This window comes from Streptomyces sp. NPDC101234 (assembly GCF_044767525.1).
GTDB classification, from domain to species: domain Bacteria; phylum Actinomycetota; class Actinomycetes; order Streptomycetales; family Streptomycetaceae; genus Streptomyces; species Streptomyces sasae.
On the sequence record NZ_JBIWOA010000009.1, the window covers coordinates 308,524 to 333,094 of the forward strand.

14 protein-coding genes and 3 pseudogenes are annotated in these 24,571 nt (G+C 67.6%); 9 read left to right on the forward strand and 8 right to left on the reverse strand.

Annotation, left to right across the window (positions count from 1 at the left end; all coding sequences use genetic code 11):
* The first annotated feature begins 128 nt into the window (after window positions 1-128).
* The 3 genes and pseudogenes from ACIRR9_RS19170 to ACIRR9_RS19180 all read left to right on the forward strand — a co-directional run bounded on the left by ACIRR9_RS19170 (window position 129) and on the right by ACIRR9_RS19180 (window position 4,091).
* A complete protein-coding gene (locus ACIRR9_RS19170) occupies window positions 129-2,609 on the forward strand; it encodes a SpoIIE family protein phosphatase (protein WP_403753015.1) in 2,481 nt (826 codons plus the stop codon).
* Window positions 2,610-3,007: 398 nt separating this feature from the next.
* Window positions 3,008-3,562 (forward strand): annotated as a pseudogene (locus tag ACIRR9_RS19175) (alkaline phosphatase family protein); the annotation flags it as partial.
* A 79-nt stretch (window positions 3,563-3,641) separates the two neighbouring features.
* Window positions 3,642-4,091: a GAF domain-containing protein gene (locus ACIRR9_RS19180; RefSeq protein ID WP_403753017.1), complete on the forward strand. Its 450-nt coding sequence runs from the start codon at window positions 3,642-3,644 to the stop codon at window positions 4,089-4,091.
* A 554-nt stretch (window positions 4,092-4,645) separates the two neighbouring features.
* Here ACIRR9_RS19180 and ACIRR9_RS19185 read toward each other — a convergent pair.
* From ACIRR9_RS19185 to ACIRR9_RS19195, 3 genes are all read right to left on the reverse strand, one after another.
* The gene (locus ACIRR9_RS19185; RefSeq protein WP_403753020.1) at window positions 4,646-6,184 is read right to left on the reverse strand and encodes an alpha/beta hydrolase; all 1,539 of its coding nucleotides are present in this window, start codon (window positions 6,182-6,184) and stop codon (window positions 4,646-4,648) included.
* 494 nt (window positions 6,185-6,678) lie between these two features.
* Window positions 6,679-7,338 (reverse strand): CoA transferase, encoded by a 660-nt coding sequence (locus ACIRR9_RS19190; protein WP_403753023.1) that lies wholly within the window; start codon window positions 7,336-7,338, stop codon window positions 6,679-6,681.
* A 117-nt stretch (window positions 7,339-7,455) separates the two neighbouring features.
* The gene (locus ACIRR9_RS19195; protein ID WP_403753026.1) at window positions 7,456-8,136 is read right to left on the reverse strand and encodes a response regulator; all 681 of its coding nucleotides are present in this window, start codon (window positions 8,134-8,136) and stop codon (window positions 7,456-7,458) included.
* A 301-nt stretch (window positions 8,137-8,437) separates the two neighbouring features.
* Here ACIRR9_RS19195 and ACIRR9_RS19200 point away from each other — a divergent pair, with 301 nt between their 5' ends.
* Window positions 8,438-9,250 carry a hypothetical protein gene (locus tag ACIRR9_RS19200; protein ID WP_403753029.1) on the forward strand — a complete coding sequence of 271 codons (813 nt, stop codon included), beginning with the start codon at window positions 8,438-8,440 and terminating at the stop codon, window positions 9,248-9,250.
* Between the two features lie 537 nt (window positions 9,251-9,787).
* On the opposite strand, the gene ACIRR9_RS19205 is transcribed toward ACIRR9_RS19200, so the two are convergent.
* Window positions 9,788-10,024 (reverse strand): DUF317 domain-containing protein, encoded by a 237-nt coding sequence (locus ACIRR9_RS19205; protein WP_403753073.1) that lies wholly within the window; start codon window positions 10,022-10,024, stop codon window positions 9,788-9,790.
* On the opposite strand from ACIRR9_RS19205, the gene ACIRR9_RS19210 reads away from it, so the two are divergent.
* Window positions 10,003-10,287 carry a hypothetical protein gene (locus ACIRR9_RS19210; RefSeq protein ID WP_403753084.1) on the forward strand — a complete coding sequence of 95 codons (285 nt, stop codon included), beginning with the start codon at window positions 10,003-10,005 and terminating at the stop codon, window positions 10,285-10,287. The two genes, ACIRR9_RS19205 and ACIRR9_RS19210, sit on opposite strands and share 22 nt — an antisense overlap.
* Before the next feature lie 241 nt (window positions 10,288-10,528).
* Here the strand turns inward: ACIRR9_RS19210 and ACIRR9_RS19215 are convergent.
* Window positions 10,529-10,774 (reverse strand): annotated as a pseudogene (locus ACIRR9_RS19215) (hypothetical protein); the annotation flags it as partial.
* Window positions 10,775-11,153: 379 nt separating this feature from the next.
* Window positions 11,154-11,318 (reverse strand): annotated as a pseudogene (locus tag ACIRR9_RS19220) (pirin family protein); the annotation flags it as partial.
* Between the two features lie 94 nt (window positions 11,319-11,412).
* Between ACIRR9_RS19220 and ACIRR9_RS19225 the strand changes: the two are divergent.
* Window positions 11,413-12,567 (forward strand): tyrosine-type recombinase/integrase, encoded by a 1,155-nt coding sequence (locus ACIRR9_RS19225; protein WP_403753032.1) that lies wholly within the window; start codon window positions 11,413-11,415, stop codon window positions 12,565-12,567.
* Between the two features lie 506 nt (window positions 12,568-13,073).
* Here the strand turns inward: ACIRR9_RS19225 and ACIRR9_RS19230 are convergent.
* Window positions 13,074-13,901: a tyrosine-type recombinase/integrase gene (locus ACIRR9_RS19230; protein WP_403753076.1), complete on the reverse strand. Its 828-nt coding sequence runs from the start codon at window positions 13,899-13,901 to the stop codon at window positions 13,074-13,076.
* Window positions 13,902-14,283: 382 nt separating this feature from the next.
* Window positions 14,284-14,469, reverse strand: coding sequence for a helix-turn-helix transcriptional regulator (locus ACIRR9_RS19235; protein ID WP_403753034.1), 186 nt, complete (start codon window positions 14,467-14,469; stop codon window positions 14,284-14,286).
* A 350-nt stretch (window positions 14,470-14,819) separates the two neighbouring features.
* Between ACIRR9_RS19235 and ACIRR9_RS19240 the strand changes: the two genes are divergently transcribed.
* The 3 genes from ACIRR9_RS19240 to ACIRR9_RS19250 all read left to right on the forward strand — a co-directional run bounded on the left by ACIRR9_RS19240 (window position 14,820) and on the right by ACIRR9_RS19250 (window position 24,431).
* Window positions 14,820-15,269: a hypothetical protein gene (locus ACIRR9_RS19240; protein ID WP_403753037.1), complete on the forward strand. Its 450-nt coding sequence runs from the start codon at window positions 14,820-14,822 to the stop codon at window positions 15,267-15,269.
* A 697-nt stretch (window positions 15,270-15,966) separates the two neighbouring features.
* Entirely contained in the window at window positions 15,967-18,282 is a 2,316-nt protein-coding gene (locus ACIRR9_RS19245; protein WP_403753040.1) for a hypothetical protein, read from the forward strand.
* A gap of 95 nt (window positions 18,283-18,377) precedes the next feature.
* Window positions 18,378-24,431, forward strand: coding sequence for a hypothetical protein (locus ACIRR9_RS19250; RefSeq protein ID WP_403753043.1), 6,054 nt, complete (start codon window positions 18,378-18,380; stop codon window positions 24,429-24,431).
* Window positions 24,432-24,571: the final 140 nt, after the last annotated feature.

Genomic DNA, 24,571 nt, shown 5'->3' on the forward strand with positions numbered 1-24,571 from the left:
GAAGTGCCGCTGCCGCGCGGGTACCGGGATCGCACTCGGCAACGTCGCCTGGCCTCGCGTCCATCGGCACCAGCCCCGCAATATGGGTGAAGGGGGAAAGAACCTGAGGGCGTGGAGGCGAGGTGGTCGTGAAACGAATCCGCGCCGACGGAGCCCAGACGCCGAGCGGGCCGGTCGGGGGATCCGAGACGGCGCAGACAGCCATGGCCGTCGTCGACGAGCACGCCATGATCGCCGAATGGAACGAGGGCGCCCGCCGGCTCCTCGGCTACGCCGCTGCGGAGGTCGTCGGCACGCCGGCCGCCGACCTGGTCGACGCGCCGGTCCCTGACGAGGCGCTGCGGCAGTTGCCGTCCCTTCGCCGGTGGGTCGGGACGGCCCGGCTGCGTCACCGGGACGGCCACGTGGAGAACGTTCGTCTGCTCGCGCATCACCAGACGGACGACGACGGCGCCTCGTACTGGGTGATCCTGTCCGCGCGGATCGTCGGTGCCTTCGCTCCTGAGACCGGGGAACTTGTCAGGTGGAGCTTCTACCAGGCGTCCTGCTGCTCGATGGAGACGTACGACACCCGCCTTCGACTGGTCAATGCCAACCATTTCGCCGAGCGCGCCATCGGCCTCTCCGAGGGCGAGATGCGTGGCCTCCTGCACTCCGAGCTCATGCTTCACGAGGAGTTCGAACGAGTTGAGCGTTGCATGGCGTGGGTGCTGGAATCCGGCCGGCCGCAGCATGTCGATGTCCAGGTTCAGGTCGCAGGTGAGCTTCGCAAGCAGGCATGGTCGTTGTCCGTCTACCCCCTCAAGGATGCTGGCGGCATCGTCCGGGGCGTAGGGCTGTCTGTCCATGACAGGACCGAACAGTACTGGGCTCACAAACGGCTGCAACTGCTCAACGACGCAAGTGCACGTATCGGCAGCACGTTGGACGTCGTCCGCTCGGCCCAGGAGCTCGCTGATGTGGCTGTTCCCGACTTCGCCGACTTCGTCACGGTCGATCTGCTCCCCGATCTCGAGCACGCTGAGCAGGCGCCGATCGAGCAAGTCTTGTTGAGGCCGGACGCGGTAGGGGCTTTCCGGCTCCGTCGCATCGCGCAGCAGTCGGTACTGCCGGGAGTGGTTGAGGCGGTGCTCCGTCCCGGGGAGGTGGATGTCTGGGGTCCGGGCTCTCCGACGGCGGAATGCCTGGCCAGTGGGCAGGCCGTACTCCACGCCGAACTCGATCCGCAGGCGGCGGGCTGGTCGGTCGGACACGCCGGCCGTCAGGCCAGCATCCGGACCTACGGCATTCATACGGCCATGGCTGTACCGCTGCGAGCTCGCGGCCACACACTGGGGGTGGCGGTCTTCCTCCGTCATCAGAGACCTGAGCCATTTGCCGAAGGTGACCTGCTCCTCGCGGAGGAGATCACAGCCCGGGCAGCGGTCTGTATCGACAACGCTCGCCGGTACACACGCGAACGGGAGACGGCCCTGACCCTCCAGCGCACTCTGCTCCCCCGGCGCCTGCCGCCCCAGGTGGCGGTCGAGGCCACCTACCGTTACCTGCCCTCGGACAATGTGGCCGGCGTGGGCGGCGACTGGTTCGATCTGATCCCTCTCTCCGGTGCCCGAGTCGCGTTGGTCGTCGGCGATGTCGTAGGACACGGGGTCCAGGCCTCGGCGATCATGGGGCGGCTGAGGACCGCGGTTCGGACTCTCGCCGATATCGACCTGCCCCCGGACGAACTCCTCACTCATCTGGACGACCTGGTCATCCGGCTGTCCGAGGAGGCGCTCCCCGACGGCACCGCGCCTCCCGACCAGGCGACCGAAATGGCAGGTGGCCTCGGCGCCACATGTCTGTACGCCGTCTACGACCCGGTCTCCCGTACCTGCGCCCTCGCCAGTGCCGGCCATCCGGCACCCGCCGTCGTGAGCACGATGGGGAATGTCGACTTTCTGGATGTGCTGCCCGGCCCCCCGCTGGGCCTCGGCGGGGTTCCCTTCGAGACGACCGAGGTGTTCCTCCCGGAAGGCAGCCTCCTCGTCCTGTACACGGACGGACTCGTCGAGTCGCATGAACAGGACATGGATCTGGGCATCGAACGGCTGCGGAGGGCGCTCTCTCACCCGGCGGCATCGCTGGAAGACGTCTGCGACGCTGTGCTCGCGACGGTGCCGCCGGAGCGCCCCGTCGACGACATCGCCCTCCTCGTCGCCCGCAGCCGGGCCTTCGATCCGCACCTCGTGGTCACGTGGGACATACCGCCGGATCCCTCGGCGGTGGCCGGGGCCCGGAAGCTCGTCGCCGACCAGCTCGATGTCTGGGACCTGCAAGAGTTGTCCTTCGCCGCCGAGCTGGTGGTGAGCGAACTGGTCACCAACGCGATCAGGCACGCCTCACCACCCATCCGGCTGCGCCTCCTCCGGGACCGTCAGCTGATCTGCGAGGTTTCCGACACCAGCAACACCGCTCCGCACCTGCGCCGCGCCCGTACGTACGACGAGGGCGGGCGCGGCATACTCCTCGTGACCCAGCTCAGCCGCAGCTGGGGCACGCGCCAGACCGGCACAGGCAAAACCATCTGGGCGGCGCTGGGTCTGGAGCCGCTTTCCTTGGACGCTTAGCACTCCAGCAGATGGTGCCCGGGTGTCCGTGGCGCCGCCGATCACGACCTGCGGCGCGACGTTCGCGGGGCTCAGCGCGAACCCAGCCGACGCCCGGCGCACCGCCACCCTCACTCCTCTCGGATCAGGCAGGTATCCCCTCACGCACGGCGACCGGGCGCTGGGCGGAGGCCAGGCCGGTACGGCCGGGGTTTCTCCGGGGACAGCCTCGACTCCGGGATCGCAGCCGCCCGTGGCGCCCGCTCGCCCGGTGGGCCTCGGTCTCTACAGAAGCTCAGGGGCTCCGGCTTCACCAGAGGTCACCATACGGCGGGCTCCTGCAGCAAGCCGAGACCCCGCCATGCACGGCTGAGGCGGCCGGGGGCGTCCCCGGTCCGGGGTGGTCGGTCGCTGGGGCCCTCGCCCCCTGGACCTCCCGCGCCTTCGCCGTCGCCGACGATCAGATCGCCCACGTGTACGTGAAGGACCCGGACGACATCAACCAGGCCGCGGGGCTCCTCAGTGAACTCGACGGCGTGGCACAGGTCCTGGACGCGGACGGCAAGACGGCCCACGGACTCGACCACGAGCGCTCGGGTGAACTCGTCGTGATCGCCGACCCCGACGCCTGATTCACGTACTACTGGCTCGACGACGCCCGCGCCCCCGACTTCGCCCGCCAGGTCGAGACCCATCGCAAACCCGGCTACGACCCGGCCGAGCTGCCATTCGACGACACGGTCCCGGCGGTGAAGCTCCGCGCCGTCGGCGCGGTGGTGCGCAAGAAGGCCGGCTTCCGCTACCGCATCCGCACCGTCCCACTGGACCCCTCCGGCGTGAGCGGCAGCCATGGCCGCCTGCCCGATGACCCCGACCACAGCCCCGTACTCCTCTGCCACGTACCGGAGTTGAAGCAGGACGCCTACGCGGCCACCGAAGTGAAGGCACTGCTCCTGCGACTGGCAGGCATCTGACCTCCCGCCGGCCGCCCCCTGCGTTCGGCCACTCTGTCCGTCATCAAGGAGCACAGATGTCCACCCCCTCAATGAGACGGTGATACGAAACGCCCGTCCCGACATCGCCGCCTGGCTCGCCGCCTTCGTGGAGCGGCAGGGCGGCTTCCTCGGCTCCGTTCACCTCGCCGGACTCGCGGGAGACGGCGAGATCGCCCTCGTGGCGGCGCACAACCTGCCGCCCGCGGTGCAGAGCGGCACCTCCGTCATCCCCTTCGGCAAGGGGATGGCCGGAACCGCCCTGCAGCGCCGGGAAGCCGTCGCCATCGACGACTTCCAGAACGACCCCACGGGCGTCGCCGTCAAGGCGGGCCGTGCCGCCGGGTCGAGGGGTTCTCTCACACTTCCTGCCTTCGGTCCGGACGACGGCACACGGGTAGTCGCGGTGGTCGGGCTCGGCTACCACGAGATCTGTGCGTTCACCGATGACGAGATCGAGACGTTCAACAAAGACGCGGCCACCATCCTCCACGTCATCAGCGCGCGCTGAGCCGACATGCGTGGTCTGAACGGGGTCTGCTCGCAGAGTGCCACAGGTGTTCTCCGGTGCTCTGCGAGCCTCCCGGGTCGGCCGGTTCCTCGCCAACAGCAGTCCCGTCGAGATGAGATCAGCGTGTGCGCACCCTCGGTGTGAGCCATTCGGGCCGCCACGCGGCCGGCCACGGTACGGCGGTCAGTCGGGCTCGTCTCCCGAACCGGTCCGGCGGCTTATGCGCTGCGGCTCGCCGCCGACGCGCACCCCACCTGCCCCGATGCGCCATGGCAACGGATCGACGGTACTGGATCCTGGTCCTACGTGAGCCCTGTGCCCCGGGGGCGGTTGTCGCTCCGTTCGGGAAGACGGTGATGAGGGCGCAACTGGCCTGTTCGGATCCGAATTCCACCTGCAGTACCAACTGCACGCCGTAGTCCGCGAATTGTGCCGGTGAGGATGCTGGACTTCGGTGGGGTGCAGGCGATCAGGGTGACGGCGAGGTAGCGGGCGGCATCCAGTACGCCGTTGTGTTCGATCCAGCGGTGCAGCAGGCTCAACCGCGCCCGATCTCAGGAGTTGCAGGTGAGGTCAGCCTTCGGCAGGTGTCCGTCGGTGAGGTAGGCGTCGACTGTGCGGGTGACGCAGGCGGGGGCGCCGGGGAGGGCGTAGACGGTGTGGCCGCGGCCGCCGTGGATGTACACCAGACGCGAGCCGTGCAGGGCGCGGTGCATGGCACGGCCGCTGGAGAGGGGGGTCTGGGGGTCCCACTGGTTCTGTATGACGAGGGCGGCGGCCGTGTTGTCGACGCGGGTGGCGGGTTCGGCGCCGCGGGGCCAGAACGCGCAGGGGGTGATGTTGGCGGCGAAGTCGCCGTAGATCGGGTGGCGGGCCTTCTCGCGGTGGGCGTCCCGCCGGTAGCGGGCCGGGTCGCGGGGCCAGGACGCGGTGTTGTCGGCGCAGGTGATGGCCCAGTTGAGGCCGACGGCGTTGTCGTTGGCCGGGTCGGCGGGGCTGGTGTCCGGGCGGGCGGACTGGTCGGCGGGGTGGGATGTGCGGAGGGTGACGATGTCGCGGGCGGCCCGGTAGGGCTCGGCGGCGAAGGACCATCGCATCCAGGAGCGGATGTCGGCGCCGTTGAGGGACCGGCCCTGGTGGTCGAGGTCGTCGCCCTCGTACAGCAGCGGTGTGCGGTCGGCCCGCGCGACGAGTTCCCAGAAGCCGGCGCGGACCTTGGCGGGTGTGTCGCCGAGGTGGTAGGTATGGTCGCGGCGGGCGACGAGCTGGCTCCAGTCCTCGAAGGCGGGTTCGGCTCCGGCAGCCATGGCCAGGACTGTTCCTCTACCGAACCGGTTCGGGTCCACCGCGCTGTCGAGGACCATCCGGTCGCTGCGATGGGGGAAGAGCTGGGTGTAGACGGCGCCGAGATAGGTGCCGTAGGACCAGCCGATGTAGGAGAGCTTCCTCTCGCCCAGGATGCCGCGGATGACGTCCATGTCCCGTGCGGTGTTGCGGGTGTTGATGTACGGCAGCAGCCGGCTTCCGTTGCGGGTGGTGCATTTGGCGGCGATGTCACGGGCGCGCGCGGTGTCCTTGGCGAAGGTGGTGGCGCGGTAGGGGCGGTAGGGCTCTGTGGAGTCCGTCTCGATCCGCGTCAGACCGCAGTGCAGCGGGCTGCTGGCGCCCAGGCCGCGTGGGTCGAAGCCGATCAGGTCGTAGCGTTGGAGGATGGTCTTGGCCAGTGCGTCCTTGAGTTGCACGGGGTCCGCGAGGCCCTGGTCGCCGGGGCCGCCGGGGTTGGACAGGAGGACGCCGTGCCGTTTGCCCGGCGTGCTGGTGCGTATCCGCGAGATCCGCAGGCGCAAGGTCCGGCCGCTGGGGTGCGCGTAGTCGAGGGGGACGGTGATGGTGGCGCATTGGTAGGTGGCGGGGTCGTCGGCGTCGCACCGGTGCCATGCCGGGTGCTGGCTGTAGTACCGGTCCAGACGGGCGGTGTGGTCGGCGGTCGTCGACGGGGCGGTGGATGTGGTGGCGCCTTCTGCCACAGGCAGGGCGAGGGCGGCGAGCACCCCGGCGGCGGCCAGGGCGGCTATGCGGGTGGTACGGGGCATGCTGCTTCCTTCTCGGGTACGGCCGTTGCGGGCAGGAGAGCCGACTGTGTCGTGCCTTACTCTCCGATCAGCGAGGTCGGCGGCGCCTCGGCCGAACGGCCATGGATCCGGCGCGCCCCTCGACCGAAAGACTGACCCTGTGGCCGGCATCCGCCGAAGCCGCTCCATACGCTTCCGGAACAGGTACTTGCCCGGCCGTATCGCGCGCCCTGCGGCGTGTACCAGGCGGGCACATCGAGCCGTGTGTGGATCCGCAGCGGCTTGCTGCGACCTGGACGGCGGCGGCTCGACTCAGGCGGTCCGTCCATTCGCCCTTTCGGCGGTCGCGACGCCGGTCGGGCTTGCTCCGTCGGCGCTGACCGGTGGCAGTGGCGGGGACGGAGGGCTGCCAGGTGGCGGCGGCCTTCTTCAGGATCTCCGCGCCGGAAACACCGTCCGCACCTGCCACCCCACGCCGTCCCGCGGCCCGGCGTCCAATCGGCCGCCCAGCGCGGTCACCCGCTCCTGCAGACCGACGAGGCCGAAGCCGTCGCCCTGGGCGACCGCTGGGAGTTGGGTGCAACCCGCAACCTCGAGGACGGCCGCATCGGTGGCCACGCGGAAGGGGACGGCAGGGCCGACACACGGCGGACTGACGCCGTGCCGTCGGAGGCATCGCACGCGGCACCAGCGGGTCTGCGGGCCATCGGTGCCGCCACCGGGACCAGGTCCTCACCGGTGCCCACCTGCCGGCCGTCGCCGTCGCCGTCGCCGGAAAGCGTCACAGGTGCTGTGGGCGTCGTGTGCCCGTGCACCGTCGCCGCCACCACATCGGCCATGGCCACCTTCCAGAGCACTCCGTGACCGCTCTCGGGTTCGGACATCGCCAGTGCGGCGGCCATCAGGCCGGTGAGCGGGTCGGTGATCGCGTCTCCGTAGAAGACCGGCGCTCGATCGCCGTCGAAGGCCAGCAGGCCGCCGGCTGCGGCCACGTCGTCGCCGAAGCCCACCCGGTCCACGGACCGTGCGTAGGCGGTGATCGACACCCAGGTGCAGCCTCGCTCCACCTCGGCCGCCGCGTCCAGGCCGAACCGGACCAGGGCCCGCGGCCGGGAGGCTTCGACGGCCACGTCTGCGGCGCGTACCAGCGTGTGCAGTGCCTTTCGGCTTCGCACGCTGGCTGGCCGCATTCGGTCACAGCCCGCCGCCACCGGCCGATCCGGTGCTCGTATGTCATTCGCTGGTTGCGCCGCCAAGGAGGCCAGAAGTCGGCGCCGACTCGACACCGGCTCTCAAGCCTGGCCGTTGCGCCACGCCCATGCGGCGATTTCCACACGGTTCCGGGCCGACAGTTTCAGCTGGACGCTGGACAGATGCGTCTTCACTGTGGACAGCGAAACGTACAGTTCGGCGGCGATCTCGGCGTTGGTGCGGCCGACGGCCACCAGCCGCACCACGTCGAGCTCGCGATCGGTGAGCGGTTCGACGGCCTTTGAGTCGAACGGCCTTGAGGCCGGCTCGGACTGATGAGTGAGGTGCTTGAGCAGGCGGACCGTGACCGAGGGCGAGACCAGTGAGTCACCGGCTGCGGCGGCGCGGACGGCCTCCGCGAGGAGGGCGGGCCCGGAGTCCTTGAGGAGGAATCCGCACGCGCCGCCGCGCAGCGCGCCGTAGACGTACTCGTCGAGGTCGAAGGTGGTGACCACAACCACTCGGAGCGGGTCGGCCACGTCCGGCCCGGCCAGCAGCCTGGTGGCTGCCAGACCGTCGAGCCGAGGCATCCGAATGTCCAGGAGACTCACGTCAGGGCGGAGTTTCCGGGCCAGCGCCACAGCCTCCTCGCCGTCGGTCGCTTCGGCGACCACCGTGATGTCCGGCTGGGCATCCAGGAAGAACCGGAAGCCAGTGCGGACCATTGGTTGATCGTCTGCGATCAGAACGCGGATGGGCGGGTTGGAGCTGGATGTGGTCATGATCCGATGATCTCTCAGTCGGCTGCCCGGGCGGAGTCCGCCGTGGCCCTCCAGTCGGATCCCACCTCGTACGGGGCCCGGTGAGAATCAACGAGCGCGGTTCGGTGCTTCCGAACAGAAGCGTCGACCGGCGATGGGTCGTCGGCGGTCCGACTCAGCTGGCCGAGAGAGAAACCCCCAGTTACCGTCACCCCTTGCTAATGCCTGACGCTGTCAAGGATCTTGCCTACCGTGCCCTTCCAGACGCTGCTGGCAAATAGTGCCACTTGCCCACCTCGGGTCCGGGCCGGCACGAGACCAGTTGGAATCCGTTGCCGAGGCGCAGCACACCCTCGTGCTTGATCCCTCCGGGCTTGGGGCATTGCCCGCCCACACCCGGACGAGGACGCCGACCGCTCTCGCGTCCGACGCGATCGTCGAAGGCGGTCGCGGCATCATGGGGGAGCGCCAGGTCGAGCGCTTCCTGCACATGGTCAGCTCGGGCGTGGAAGCAGCCCGCGAGGGGCAAACCGACCCCACTCGCCTTGCTCTCTCAGAAGTCTCCCGGCACACCGTGCCTGAGGTGTCGTGCCGCATGTCCACGTTGATGGCAGCCAGGTGGCAAGGCAGCTGCCGCTCGTTGTCCGAGTTCCCGGCCGATGTGCCTCACCAGTCTTCCCTCGACGCGACCTCGCTGAGCCTGCTCCACACTTCTCCGGAGCTCACGGATGAGGCTTTCTGGCGCCGCATCCGCCCGCTGGTGGACCCAAAAACGCTGCTGCGTACAGAGGTCACGGAGACACCCAACCTTCAGCGCCTGATGCGCAGCGTGATCCAGGCGTGGAAGGCGCACGTATGCATGGTGGCTGAGCCGGAGGTGGTGAGGCCGGGGGTGCGTGGCGCTGGGTCATCGACCAAGGACACCTCCGCTTGCGCGGCCCCGGCTTCGTGGCCTTCCTGGCCGCCAACCGCAAAGGATCTCCACGCCCCGGACGAGTACGAGGCGCCCTTGCTGGCCGAGGTCCGGGAGCGGGCCAGCAGGTTCGGCATCCCCTTGACCTCGATCCGGATGCTTATGACCAACCGCAGCATTGGCTACGACGCCCCGGGCGAAGACGTCGCCCACGATCCGTAACTTGACGGAATCAGTGCCGCGTTGGGGCAGGAGGAGGGGGTGGGCGAAGCGAAATCCCTCACCTATACCCGCATTCCGCTGCGATGCAATTTCCTCAGCAGGACCGCCAGCTCACCGGGAGCCAGGGCACTTGTTCCTTACGTCGAACTACTGGGAACAACTCTGCGGCTGATCCTGCGCTTGGACGCAGAGGAAGCGGAGCAACTTGAGAACTTGCTCGACGCGGGCGAGCCAGCCCCAGGCCGTTGGGAGTAAGCGGATCTCTTCGACGACTGACACCCCTGCAGGGGCGTGGCGGTAAATTTCGGGTGGTCGCAGTAGAGCGATATGCGCTTGGGCCCGATACAGCATACGGGGAGCGGGAGCAGGTGCTTAGAAGGTGCGTGCTCCATCCGTTGAGCTACGGTGGCTGACCTGGGTAAACGTAGCCTCTCGGCGCTGTCCCCCGAGGCGCGGGGGACACATGGGGGAGTCGCTGATTCCCGGTGACCGGGGGACATGAGCGCTCTCCGGCCGGGCTGTACGTACCCTCTCACATCAGGGCTCCTGGACGGCGCTGTAGTGAGCGGTGCGATCGTGTATACCGCGCTGCAGGGGGCTGGGGTCGGCGAGCGCGGTGACGAAGGCGTTGACCAGGGGCCGGGGTATGCGGGCGGCGAACCGGGCCTCCCACAGGCGGGGACGGACTCCTGCTCGCTCGCCGGTGAACTGCCGTACAGGTCGAGGAGGTCGTCCAGCACGTAGTGGAGGGTGTGCTGGTCGGCCAGTTCCCACGCGGCCGTGCGCAGTTCGGTGATCAGCAGGTCTTCGTGGGTCGTGCGTCGTGTGTCCGGGTTCTTCTGTACGGCGCGGGCGAGGGCGCGCAGCGTGTCGGCGAACTGGGCGGGCAGTCCCGTGTACTCGTCGAGGAGGGGCTCGACGAGGGCGAGGACTTGTGCGGGGTCGGGGTTCTCGCGCAGGTATTCGGTCAGGTCCGCGAGCGTTTCGGTCAGGGCGCGGATCGTGTCCGGGGTGAGTGCGGGCATCGGGCTCCGTAAGTTGTTGGGTGGCCCGGGAGGGTCGGATGTGGCTTATCGGGTCCTGCCTTCTGTGGCTTCCGAGGAGTGGCCGTCCGACTCTCCGGGGCGTCCTGGCTGCTGATTGAGATGTGCGCGCCGTGTGCGGTCGCTGTTCACGGAGATGACAGCGGGGTGTTCCCCGGGCCGACGGCATGCCGTGCGGAACGAGGAGGGGCGAGTGAGTGGACGGAAGGGTCGGGTCTGGGCCGGTGTCGACGCCGGCAAGGCCGTCCAGGACGGCCCGCCAGCCGGCCAGGTGCCGGGCAGGCGGCAGCCTGTCGAGCGCACGGCGGGCAGCGTTGAGGAGAGCGTCGGCGTGCGGCGCGAGGTGGGTGGCGTACGCCTCCACCACGGCCGTGTCGCGGCGGGCTCGTGCTGCTGCCGCAGCACCGGGGTGGACGGTTCGGCCGTAGCGGTCGCGTGTCATCGCGAGCGCGGCCTCGGTCTCACAGTCGATGACCGCCATCCGCAAGCGGAAGTCGCGTGCCGTGCTCGCCAGTTCACGGCCGACTTTGTAGATCATGCACAAGAGGCCGTCACACGGCTCAACGATTCGTTGCGACGCGCAAAGCCCTCCGTCGGTTCGTCGTCAGATGGCAGTGCCATCTCGCCTGGAGTCGCAGCCGCACCCTCAGCGGGGCCGGGGGCGCCGCACCAGTCGCAATCTAACTACTCATCAGTAAAGTCAGCATTGGGTCAACATTCGTCCTGGCAAAGATGCCCATAGATGCCCACACCCTGGAATCGAGAAGCCTCTCGGAGGCGCCGGTACAGCGGCCTCCGAGGCGGGGCGGATGTCCGGGTGTCTCTGGGAACCTGGAGTCAATGACCTATGTCTTGCCTGGTCAGCGGGCCCGTCCTCGCGGTTTGAGAGGGGTTTCTGGCAGTGCGGGCGCGCGGAGCGGAGCCCCGTCGTAGCCCTTTACTTCGCCGAATCGCGTTCCCTTGGCCCAGTCCTCCCGGGCCTGCTTGATATCGTCCTCGGTACGTCCGACGAAGTTCCACCACATATCGAGCCCCATCGCTGTTCCTGCTGGTCAGCGGGGTCCAGAACCGCTGCTGGTCAGCAAAAGGTCAGCATCGGTCGTGGGGAGTCGGTTCGGCATGGCACAACGTTCGTTGCCCAGAGGGATGGGGTCCTTCTTCAAGGAGTGCGGGCACCCGCAGTCGCGGTGGCCGAAGTGCCTTCACCCCTACAAGATCCGGTACCAGTCGGAGGCGGGCAGACAGGCGGAGGAGTCCGGGTTCGCGGACCAGGACGCGGCCATCGACCGTTTGACGGACATCTACAAAGAGAAGAAGGCGGCGAAGCAGGCACAGCCGAAGGCGGAGCGCATCCGGAAGTACGGGACGATGCGCTTCGCGGACTACGCCGAGGAGTGGAGGGCCGGACAGCGTCACCTGGCCGTCCAGTCGGTCAGGCATCTCGACTCGCTGCTGGAGCACCACATCTATCCGGCGCTCGGCAGTCGGCGGATGAACTCCTTCGACCACAAGGTGGTCGACGCCTTCATCCGCACCATGGAACGCAACGGCACCGGTCTGGCCACTCAGTCCAACGCCTTCGACAAGCTCCGCGCGATCCTCCTTGACGCCCATCGGCTGGGTATCTTCCCCGACAACCCCGTGGCCGGCGTGAAGGCGCCCCAGTACGACCCGGCGCGGGCCGTCATCCCGTCTCCGGAACAACTGCGTGCTATCCGCACTGCGGGCGACGACGCGTTTACGGTGATCGTCGATCTGATGAGCGGCTGCGGTCTGCGGAATGGTGAAGCGGCCGCCGTGAATCTCAGCAACATCGTGGCTGACGACGTGTACCGGGTCAGTGAGCAGGTCGTCATGTCCACTGGACAGTACGGTCCGCTCAAGCACCGGAAGGCGGGGGAGTACCGCGATGTGCCCCTCCCGGCGCGAGTCGGGGAAACCATCGAGTGGTACGTCGAGAAGTACGGAACGACCGACGGATACCTGCTACGGCAGCCGACCGACCCCACCAAGCCGTACAAGCACTACGCGATGGACAACCAGTGGCGGCGCATCAGGGCTTCGGGCGCGGTGGACGTACCGGAAGACATGGTGCTCTACGGGAACCGCCACTTCTTCGCGTCGAATTGTCTGGCCCAGGGGATCCCCATCACCGACGTTGCCGAGTGGATGGGACACAAGAACATCGACGTCACCTTCAAGATCTACCGGCATCTCATGCCTGGTTCGATCAGTTCCGCGGCGCAGCTCCTCAACGTTGGCCTCGCCGCTTGATCAGTACAGTAGAGCTGGCTGGGATGGTGCTGCGCTGAGCGGGGCACCCAAGCGTGGTGCTGACCGGCCGGTCATCTTCAAGCAGCACCACTGCGCAGGCGTACGAGAGTGGCGAAGTGCCATACCGCGGTAGTTGGCCGTATACCTGCCTACCGGCTCAAGAACCTCAGCGCCGCACTCCGGTGTCTTCCAAGTTCATGCGATGACCGAGTACATCGCACGTTGCAGTCGAGGAACAGATGGCCGACAGGCCGATGGCGGACCTGACCATCGTCCTTCGGATAAGTCGCGAATGCGTTCGGCGTGAGTCGCCGATGATCACCGCAAAGTGACGAAAATGCCACCGGAGTGCCAAGGATGGGCATAGCCTGCGGGAACTACCGCAGTCCGGCTACGGCGGCTGAAGTGCGGCGGAGGTGCCATGGGTGGGGACCCGTATGGATCGGCAACGGTTGGCGAACGCGGGGCATCGGAGGCGGTATCGGAGCGCTGTGATGGTACGAAGGTCAGGCCGCCAAGACGAGGCTCTGGTTGAGGATCTGGGCAGCTGAGCTGATCGAGCCGGGCATGAGATGCCGGTAGATCTTGAACGTCACGTCGATGTTCCTGTGGCCCATCCACTCGGCAACGTCGGTGATGGGGATCCCCTGAGTCAGGCAGTTGGAGGCGAAGAAGTGCCGAAAGCTGTACAGCACCATCCCGTGGGGAATATCGACGTGTTCCCGGCCCTTGATGCGCTGCCATTGGTTGCTCAGGCTGTAGTACGGATATGTCCGAGACGGATTGCTCGGGTGACGCAGCAGGTAGCCGTCCGTCGTTCCGTACTTCCCGGCGTGCCACTCGATGGTCTCCCTGACGCGCGATGGCAGGGGAACGTCTCGGTACTCGTTCGGCTTGCGGTGCTTGAGAGGCGCGTACTCGGCGGTGGTCTGGTTGACCTGCTCGCTGACGCGGTAGACGTCGTCGGCAACGATATTATGGAGATTTACTGCGGCTGCTTCGGCGTTACGCAGTCCGCAGCCGCTCATCATGTCGACGATCAACATAAAAGAGTCGTCGCCGGCAGTACGTATCGCCCGTAGTTGTTTTGGGGAAGGGATCACCGCGCGTTTGGGGTCGTAGAGCGGAGCTTTTACGCCGATAAGGGGATTGTCTTCGAAGAGCCCCAGTCGGTGAGCATCGAGAAGTACTGCCTTGAGCTTGTCGAAGGCATTCGACTGAGTTGCCAGACCCACGCCGTTTCGCTCCATGGCCTGGATGAACCCTTCGACGACCTTGTGGTCGAATGTGCTCATCCGTCGGCTGCCCAGCAGGGGGAAAAGGTGCTGCTGCATCAAGGAGTCAAGATGGCGTACTGAGGCTGGGCCCAAGTCTCGTTGGCCAGATTTCCATTCGCGAGCATATTCCGCGAAACGCATGTCCCCGTACTTTTGCATGCGCTCCGCTCTGGACCGAGACCTATGCGCCGAACGCTTCTTGCTGTAGATCTCCGCAAGACGTCCGATGGCCTTTTCCTGGGTGGCGAAGCCTGACTCTTGTACCTGCTTCCCAGTAGCCGATCGATAGCGAATCTTGTAGAGATGAGAGCACTTTGACCAACGAAATTTTGGATGCTCGCATTCCTTGAAGAGCGACCCCATCCCGCGAACCAGTGTAGGAGGCAAGAATGAAATATCCGTTCAATATGGCGTGTTTGGGGAGAGTTCGGTGAGCGTCCTACTGGATTCGCTGTTGCTGAACCCAGGCTTCCACTTCTGAAATTTTGAATCGAATCTTCGCGTTCGGGCCTGCTGCGAACCTGTAAGGGGCGAGTCCTGAGCGAATGGCGTTTCGGTATAGCCAGGAAGCCGAGACATTCAGATATTCGGCCGTTTCTTGTACGGTCATGAACTTTGCAGGCATTTTCCTCCGTGGGGATCGAATAAGCGCAGGCGTCAGATCTCGTGGATCGTTAACTGTGTCCTGTCGCAACAACCATGTTGCGCGTGTTCGCCGGTTTGGCTAACCGGCGAACACGCGCTATGTTGCCGGCCTTTACTACTGGCGTTTGCCCGCTGCGCGATCGCATCCGGGCGTGGCGGGGCTAGGAGTTCTGCGGTGCCATGAGGCTTCCCCGGCCAGGGGAACGGGCGGGCCAGCAGGTTCTTGGTCTGCTGGTGGTACAGCCCTTGCATGGGCCTTGACCAGCGCGAATGCGTGGTTCGCGGGGGATTTGGTGGGCTTCGGCCCGCGTATGGTCCGGATCTTGGCTGTTGATCCGCGCTGTCGGCCGTGCTGCTGGGTCCAGCGGGTACGAGGTGCGGCCCGCTCTGTGGGGAGCCGTCCGTACGGAGTCGGAGACACGCTGCTACGCGCTGGCCTTCAGTCGAGACACGGTCGGCTGGCGGGCCGATGTCACCGCTCGGCCGAACGCGGACTGCACGCGTCGGCAGCCGGTCACCGACGCGGCCCAGGGCGCCCTGCGTACCCTCGTTCAGCCGGACCCGACCCGCTCCGAGGTCCGGCGACTCCTCGCACCGGCCGGCAGCACCGCCGACAGCCGTGCCTACGACGTGACCGCCCGGGTCACCACCGTCACCCTGACCTCCCTCGTACACGCTGCCGGACAGCAGCAGTGCTACCGGTTCATCCGGAACGCCGAATCCCACGACACCGACTCCGTCACCGTCCTCCCGGTGGCCGACGCGCACTGCGTCGGCTGAGCGAGTGGTGTCGAGGCGGAAGGCGACAACGAGGTTGCCGCCGATCCGGACGGCGGCCGCTCTTGACCCTGCCGGCGCTGCCCAGCCGAGCGCACACCTGACCCTGGAACGGTCTGGGATGACATCAAGGTGACGCGGCCGAATTGCCCTGGCTCTGGCTCGCCTCCTTCTCTCAAATTCAGGTAGGGCCTGCCGTACGAGCGGCAGCGTGACGGTCACGGGTATCAGGGTGCGTACGGCTGGGTGTACCAGTTGCCGGAGGACGGGGAGACAACTGGTCATGACGTTCGTCCGTGCGTGGGAGGGCGAGTCGAGAAGGGGGAACTGCCCTGGCCCCTTCAGGGGCTTCCTCAGGCCGACGCCTTCGATGACGCATCATGTGGAGTGTGTGACGACTCGTGCCGGGCTCACCTGCCTGCTGTGCGCCCTTGCTGACCTGTGAGTACCCGGTAAATCGGGACGCTCGCCCGGCGCTGCCTCTGAGGGCATGTCAGGCTGATTGGCGTTGTCTTGGGCGTGTGGTCTGCTCGCCCTCGCGAGTGAGTACAGCCCGACCTCCACTCGCGTCGTGTTCGCCGTGAGCCACTGCTTGTCGTCGCAATGTGACGAAAGTGCTTCCGGAATGTTCCGGGTCGGCATACTCTGCGGGAATTACCGCACGTCAGGCCGCTCCGGTCTGAAGCGCGGTGGAGGTGTCATGGGTGGGGACCCGTATGTATCAGCAACGGTTGACGAACGTGGGGGGCCGGACGCGGTATCGACGCCTGGCGACATGGCGCAGGTGCCTGATCCGTACGGTGACGGGGCTCTGCTGACCCCGTTCATGACGAAGGGCTATGACGCCGTACCCGCCGACGAACGGGATCGGCTGCAGCGTTACCTCGAAGCGGTTGTCGTGGCTCGCTCGGCGCCCGTGCACACCACCGTGGCCTTCAACGCCGTGTACTTCGGGTACGACCTCGACGGCGACGGCTACGGTGGCAGCCCGCTCTGCCTCGACGACTTCCCCGTGGTCACCTTTGGCGAGCGCGCCCCTGTGCTCCCGGTTGGTGCAATGGTGTGTGTCGCCACCGGGTCGGAACCGCTGTATGCCGAGATCGTCTATCGGGAGGGCGCCCACCAAGAGGTGGGCCCCCTCGGCGGCATGCCCTCCTGGGTGTCGGGGGCGCCTGCGGGCGCCGAGGGCCCCGGGAGGCCGGGAGGCAGCCTTGCGCCACGGCGAAGGGAGCTCCTGGTCCCGGATTTCCATGCCTTCGGCCCGGCTCTGAGCCTGTCATCGGCTCAGCTCCACCGCCTACGTACGCGGCGGCGGTGGATCAATGAGGACGGGCATGTCGTCGTCGATGTCTGCTATTCGTCCCCGGACGCGGCCCGACGCGACGACCTGACGGCCTACACGGACCATCTTCTGACGACGGCACGGGAGCAGTTGCTCAGCCCCTTCGTCCCCGTGTCGCTCGCTGCTCTGGTGGGTGGCACGCACGACGACAACCTGCGGGCGGGGCTGCTCGGCATCCTCGACACGGTGCGAGGCGTACTCAACTCCAGTCCCACCTTGCGTACATGGGGTCACTACGCCATGACCCGGGCCTCTCTCGCGGACTGCTGGCGGGATACCGGTCCGCTGGGTGGCGATGACCTCAGGTCCCTCGCGGCAGCGGTGGAACGCGCGGCCACCCCGACTCGACGCCGCTACGGCCTCACCGCTCCGGTCACCGTGTACACAGCGGTCGGACCGAGGCTTCGCGGGTTCCCCGGGGCTACGGAACTGGTCAAGGGAGGGGGGTACGCCGCAGCGGTATGCAGGGCGAATGTGGCGCTCGCCGATGTCGTCCAAGGCGACAGCCGCCATGGACTGTTCGAGAACGGCTCCCGGATCACGCTCGACGACGCCTTTGAGGGCGGCGGCGTGTGGCGTTCCCACTACCCCGGTGCTGCGGAAGCCCCCGGAGACCCCTTGGTCCCGGCCGGACGCGGGTGGACATCTACGTTGCCCACGCCATCGGATCCGGAAGAGGAACTGGACCCGGTCGATCTTCCCCTCGCCGATGACGCATCCCTCGGCACCGGCAAACTCCTTCGGAACGACGCGAAGGAGACCGTGTGGCGAGTGCCTCTGCGGCTGGCCCACCTCATCGACGGCTGGTTCCCCTTGCCTCCGTACATGGGAGAGGAGCTCCGCCAGTCCTGCGGCGCGTGCCTCACGGTTCGCCTCGAACTCGACCATGCAGGCGTGGCGTTGGACGAGAAGGAGGCGGTACAGGACGTCACCGTCGAAACCGGCGACGACTCGAATCGGTTGACCGGAATCACTTGGCCCCGCGACTTCTTCCCTGGCCTGATGCTTGAGCTGCGCCAGCCCCGCGGCAGCGCGGTGATCCGCCTGACCACCACGAGCCTCAAAGAACCGGTGCAGGTCGGCGACCGTGAGACCGGGCACTATTACGACCCTCGCGTGCTCACCAGGGAGGACGTCCCGGGAAGTGACCGCCATGGCGACAGCGCGGTCGGGCTCGGCCCCCGTCAGCTGGTGATGCGCACCGTGCGCCGCTGCGGTCTACTCACCCTGGACGGCCATGCCCTGATGGATCGTGCGGTCCTGCCCAGCGCGGCCTACGGGCGTCGCCCCGCCCGGTCGCAAGCCGCCGCCTTGGAAGCAGCGGTCGCGGAACTGCTCGCGGAACAGCTCCTGGCCCCAGCCCTCGGCAGCCGAGATGTCTGGGGCCAACCGCACTTCCCGCCCCGTGACGGGCAGCAGACCATCCCCCTCATCGGCTACCGCCCCATCAGGCCCCGGGTCATACATCCGTGGGGCGGCGGCGACACCGCCGGCGAGGGACTGCACAGCGTCCAGTTCGTCCCCGGCCATCTGCGACGCCTGCGGCCCGGGTGCTCGCCCAGCGAAGTTCAGCGAACTGCCTTTCGGGAGCACTGCCGTCGACTTGGCAAGGCAGATGGCTGGGAACTGCCGTACGGCTACACGTTCGTGACCGAGCACACGCGCGGCCATTGACCCTTCGTGGCCCTCGCGAATCCAAGGCTCTGGCCACGCTCCCTTCTTCTCGTCGTCCACGGAATGCCTTTCCCACGGAAACGGAGTACGTGTACATGCAGGATCGCTACCACGTCGTCACGGGGCCGCCGTGGTCCCCGCCGAATGCCTCGGCCGAGGACCTTCAGGACTTGGCCGCCGCGCTCAACACCTTGGAGTCTCCGGCTGTCGCTGCCCTGAACGACTTCACGGCCGACATGGTGGAACTCGCCTTCAACTCCCTGCGCCCCAAGGACCGGCAGCAGTTCCTCGGCAGCCTGGGCATTCGCATAGCGGCTCCTCGACGGGTGAGCAATGCCCTGTGCCGGGACGTTCTCGCCAGGCTGCAACGCGAGTCGCGGCAGCACACCTGCACTTGCCGGATCAAGGAACTCACGGTCACCGTGATGAATCAGGTGGGAAATTTCGTCTTCGCGCGGGACGATGAGGCGGTTCCCGACCCCATTGCCCGGTGGGGCGCGACGCTGGTCCGGGCCACCGTCTTCGCGTGGTGCAACGCCTCCGTCGCCGATGCCCACATCCTCGCCTGGGCGGCGGACCAGGACTGGTTCGGAGTGAAGGCCGACGACAAGGAGATCGCCCAGCTCGGCGCTGTTGGTGCCACGGCGCGGTCCGTCGTAGAGGCTAACCCGAACTTCGTTTTCGGAGCGCCGGAAGGCGACGAGCCACTGCTCGCGAGCGATGGAAGTTCTGGGCGCGCTGCCGCCGTTGACCGGCCAGGCACGCATGAACCTGCACCGGGGAGTGAGGTACCGGGGCCTGATACCTCCTCCGAGGTGACCGCCGTGGCGTCCGAAGGTGCCCGGTTCGAGCAGAGGACAGATCCGGAGGTGGCCTGTCAGCAACTGGAGTCGGCGCTCGCGGGGGCCCGGCAAGCAGCGGAGAGAATGAGCGCTGCGGTCATGGACGGTCGCCCTCCGCAGGAAGAGGACCTGGCACCGCTGGTTGTACTGGGTGCCGTCTTCGACGATGTGGACGCCGCGCTCCGCGCGGCCGGGATCGAGGGGACGCCTCGCCGCCTGGAGGACATGGCGCATGCCGCACGTGCGCACCGGCTGGCGCACGAGCGAGACCGCCAGGCACGGGCATCGGTGCGGGAGCTCCTCGACGTCGCCTGCCGCCCGAACAGCTCCGCCACCGCGGCCGCAGCCGCCGAGGCTGTGCGCGGCGCGGCGCGCCGTCTGCTGGACACACCGGTGTGGGAAGAACCGCGAAGGCAGGAAAGCACCGCGCTCGTCTCCCTGGCCCGCTTGATCAGGCTGGGCCGGCAGGAGGATGCCGCGGCGGAGATTCTGGCGCTGCAGGGGCAGATCGTGCAAGTGCTGCCTGCGTGTGCCATGGCGGTGCTCACCGCCCCTGAACTGACCTTGGACCAGGAGGAGGAAGCCTGCCTTGAACCTGCCGGGACCGTGAGGACTGCGGAGGATACGGCCGTACAGGCACCCGAACAGGCTGAGGAGACCACAGGCCACACCACTGAGGAAGCCGCGTCCCAGCACGCCTTCAAGCCGGCACCCGCGACGGCGTCCGAGCCGGTTCACGCCCCTGACACACAGAGGGTGTTCCCCACCACCGGCAGCGCCGCGGCACCCCTCAAGCAATCGGATGCGTGCGTCCCGGCCCCCACCGCACCCACGGTCTGTCCCACTGAGGAGGTACCCGTCCGCGAAGCGGCTCAGACCGCGGGTGGCGATTCCGACGAGGACGTGGCTGAGCGGGCCGTGGCGCGGTTGGTCGTACAGCGCCGCTTCGGACTTGCACACCATCTGGCGAGGGCCGTCGGCCACTCCGAGACCCAGGCGGTGGCGCTCCGCCTGGCCGGTGCAGCCGCGCTGCTCACGTCCGGCGACAGCCGGGGCGCCCGGCTGACGGCAGACCTGCTCCAGGAGTACGGCGGGTGCACGGGCGAGGCCACCGAGGGCAGCGAACTGCTCCTGCTGCCCGCCCTGCTGCGTACCGCACTGATCACGGGCGACCACTCCGCAGGCGCTCAGCTCAAGGCGTTGGTGCCCCGACTCCCGGACAGGCTCGGGGAGGCGGCGGCCGCCGTCGCTGACCGTGCCCTCAGCGGTGCCCTGATGATCGCTTCCCCTCTCGTCGCCGACGTCTCCGAGACGGAGGTCCGTCTGCGGGAGCTGCGCGAGCAGAGTCGTGACCTTCTCGCGCCGCAAAGGCTACGGTTCGCGCGGGCCACGGAGATTGCCAAGCGCTGGCTCGCCTCCGACGAAGGGATGCTTGGATCACTGCTCGTGACCGTCGCCGACGACAACCGTGACGCGGTACAGCAGGTGCGGGAGCAGGCCGAGCGACTCTCGAAACTGGCAGAAGTCAACAACGAGATCGACCGCATGGACCGCAAATACCGCTCGTCGAGCGGCAAGCCCCTCCAGGGCTCCGGACGACAGGATCTCGTGCATCTCGTGGAACGAGTCGCCGACCTCGTCAAGGAGTGGTGCCTGGCGGTCGATACCACCCGTCGCGGCGATCGTTCCGACGGCAACCGCGTGGCCAAGGAGATCTCCTCTCTGCGCCAGTCCCTGCTGGACGGCAGGGAAGCGGCGCTGGGGCAGCTGGAGCAGCTGGCACCACGCTCGGACACCTTGGCCGCAGCCACGGCCTGGGCGGCGCGCGCCTCGATGGAGGAGCTGTTCGCGGTACTGGCCGGTGAAACGGTGACCAAGCGCTCCGGAGCTCCGAGCGACCCGGAACTCGTGCTCGACGCTGAACTGCTGAAGGTATGTGACTCCCGTGACCAGCGGCCGTCCCTCGACGAGCTGCTGGTGGCGGTCGACCGGAGCTGGCAGGACGCCCTTGACGAGCGGCTTTCCCACGACGCCTTCACCGCGGCCCGTAGTATTGTCGAGCTGGCGCAACGAGGGCTGCTGCCCGCCACAGCGGGAGGGGAGTTCACCCCACTTAGGGACACCGACATCGACAGTCGGGAAGCCCTCCGGCGTACGGAGTTGCGGAGGGGACACCGCGAACTCGTCGCCGAGGTGCATCGAGCGCAAGCCGACGGCGCGGTGACCGAGGACCAGGACCTGCGCCTTCAGGAACTGCTGGCCGATGCCCATGACCGCCTCGAAGACGCCGACAGGCACGACCTGCTGGACGTGCGGCGCGCGCATGACACGGTACGAAGCGCTCTGCCCGCCTTCCGGCAGCAGGCGGCCGACCGGATCCGAGCCCGGCTGGACACCTTAGAACCTACTCCGGAAGAGCGGGCCCAGGTGCTGCGGCGCCTTGAGACGAACGACCTGGCCACCGCTGCCGACCTCGTCTACTTCCTGGAGATCGGGGAGCCCGTCCCGGAGATCGAGGGAGGAGAGTCCCACCTGATGGACTTCTTCCCGGCCGTTCCCGACGGGCTGCCGGGAGGTATCGACCAGGAACTCGTCGACATGGTCCGGTCCGGTGGCAAGCACCCGGCGCTTCCCGTTCTGGACTACGGCGGCCTTTCCACCGATGAGGCGGCACTCGCGGCCGACGTCCTCGACGAGTGGCGCGCGCTGGCCACCGCCGAACCCAAGGACCGTCTCCAGGTGGCTCCGACGCGACAGGTGCCGCCGCTCCTCAAGCTCCTCGGCTACGACGCCAAGAGCGCCAGGCAGCTAGATGACGGGTCCCAGCACCGGCGGGAATACCGTCTCTTCGAAGCGACCGGGGTGGAGATCAACGGCAGGGCGAAGGCGCCGGCGTTCGGCTCACAGATCAGGGAGCAGGGCGGCCACCTACGGGTGATGATGGTCTGGGGCCGGCCTCCGGCCAAGGTCGTCATGAGCTGGGCGGAGCGGGATACCAGCGGAGCGAGCCTCCTCGTCGTCTACTTCGGCACGCTGAGCCGTGAGGCCCGCAGCGAACTCGCCGTCGGCTCTGGCCGGTTGCAGCCCCTGTTGGTCGTGGACGACGCGGCCCTCGCCTATCTCGCGGCCCACGGCAACCGTCAGGTGACCACTGCCACGCAGACGCTGCTCCCCTTCTCCGGTGTCAACCCGTACATCAGAGAGAAGCGCGGCCGGATCGGCGGCGAGATGTTCTACGGCCGTGACGCCGAACGCAAGAGCATCCTCGACCCGCAGGGTACCCAGGTCATCTATGGTGGCCGGGGCCTGGGCAAGTCGGCGCTGCTCGCCGACGCCGGGGAACGGTTCACCGAGCAACGCCCCGGTTACCACCAGGCGGTGTACGTCAACCTCGACCAGGAGAACATCGGCAAGGGCAGTTCGCTCGGGCCGGAGACACTGTGGAGCGTCCTGGTCCGGGAGCTGAGCGACGCCCAGGTACTCGACGACCGGCCGCAGGGGCGCCGGAAACGACAGGAGATCTCCGAGCAGGTGCGCGCCGGAATCAGAGCCTGGCTGGATGGAGACTCGCGCCGCCGTCTGCTGATCCTGCTCGACGAGTGCGACCAGTTTTTCGAGGCGGACGCGCCACGCTTCGATCAGACCAAGAAGCTCAAGGGCCTCGGCTCCGACACGAAGGACCGCGCCAAGGTCGTCTTCGCCGGACTGCACTCCGTGCAGCGCTTCTCCAAGCTCGCGAGCAACGGCCCCTTCGGCCATCTCGCGCAGACTCCGAAGGTGATCGGCCCGCTGGCGCCTCAGTACGCGGCCGAACTGCTGGTCGAGCCGATGCGGGCGCTCGGGTTCGAGTTCAAGGACCTGGATCTCGTCAACCGGGTGCTCGGTTACTGCTCCTACCAGCCGTTCCTGCTCCAAATGTTCGGGCACCGGCTGGTGGAGCTGATGCACCGCAAGCGGGGTCGGCGCGGAGCCGAGGGACCTCCTTACAACGTGGAGGTGACCGACATCGAGGTCGTGGAGTCGGACGCCGCGCTCAGGGACGGCATCTCGGCGGCCTTCAAGGACACGCTGAGCCTCGACCACCGTTACGACGTGATCGCCAACGTGCTGGCGTACCACGCCCGTCACCGTGGTCTGGAGGTACGGCTGAGCGACACCGAGCTGCGCGAGGAGTGCGAGACGTATTGGCGCAAGGGGTTCGAACAGCTCGACACCGAGGGTTTCCGCGCCTACTTGTCGGAGATGGTCGGCCTCGGCATCCTCGCACCCAACCACGACGGCCTGGGCTGGCACCTGCGCGGCCCCAACGCACTACGCATGATCGGCACCTCCCACGAGGTGGAGGCTCGCCTGCTCAGGGCCGAACAGGACTGTGAACTCCAGGAGAGCATCGTGCAAGAGGGCCGCCCCGAGCTGCCCGACGGTCGGCCGGTGCCGCTGACCAACACCCAGCTCGACGACCTTCTGGGCGAGCGGTCCAACCGGACCAGAGTGGTCCTCGGCACATCCGCCACCGGAGTTAAGGACGTCGCCCGCACCTTGCGCACGATCGCCGGACCGATTGACGGATGGACACTGCCGGCCATCGGCAGGCCCAGCGTCTACAAGCAGGAACTCACCGGAGGACGCCCTCGCGAACGACGTGTCGTCATCAGCGACTTCGTCAATTACCGGGAGCCGGTTCGGCCTGAGACCTGCCGGGAGGCTGTCGACCTGGCCGAGACGCTGCTGCCCGCCACCCCGGGGGTCACCCGCGCGGTCGTTCTCGTCACCGACCCGACCCAGTTGGCACTGTGGCGCACTCTGCTGACGGGGACCGACCCTACGTCGGCCGCTCCGGTGGTGCTGCGCCGCCACGACCGCCGCAGCCTGCGCGGCTGGGCCCAACGCGTCAACATGTTCCACACGGGGAACCGACTGGACCGTCTCCACGAACTGACCGGCGGCTGGCCTCTCCTGGTCGACCGCGCCCACCGCCTGCATGGCGAACTGGGCGACCCCGACGAGGTGTTGCGCCGCCTTGCAGGCCTCCGCGCGGACCGGGCAGAGGCTCGCGCCTTCGTCGAGGCGACCGGGGTGTACGTGGACCCGCTGCTTGCCGCTGGGTACAAGGCCCTCGATGACGAGTTCAAGGACAACTCGTTCGATCTGGAGGGCGCGGTGACCGCCGTGGCGCTCAAGATCGAGGACGAGGACGAGGCGCGGTGGATCGTCAGTTGCCTCGACGCTCTGCAGGTTCTCGACCGCGACAACACTCAACTACGCCTGGAACCGCTGCTGCACCAGTGCGTGATCCAAAGCCTGTGACAGTGAGTGACCCCGGTCCGGCCGCCCGTATGTCTGGGCGGCCGGGCGCCTTTCGACGTCACATTGCCGATACGCGACCAGCCACGGTGAGTTGCAGTCTGGGTCGGACGGTCCCGAGGGCAGGCGGATACGGCTCCGCG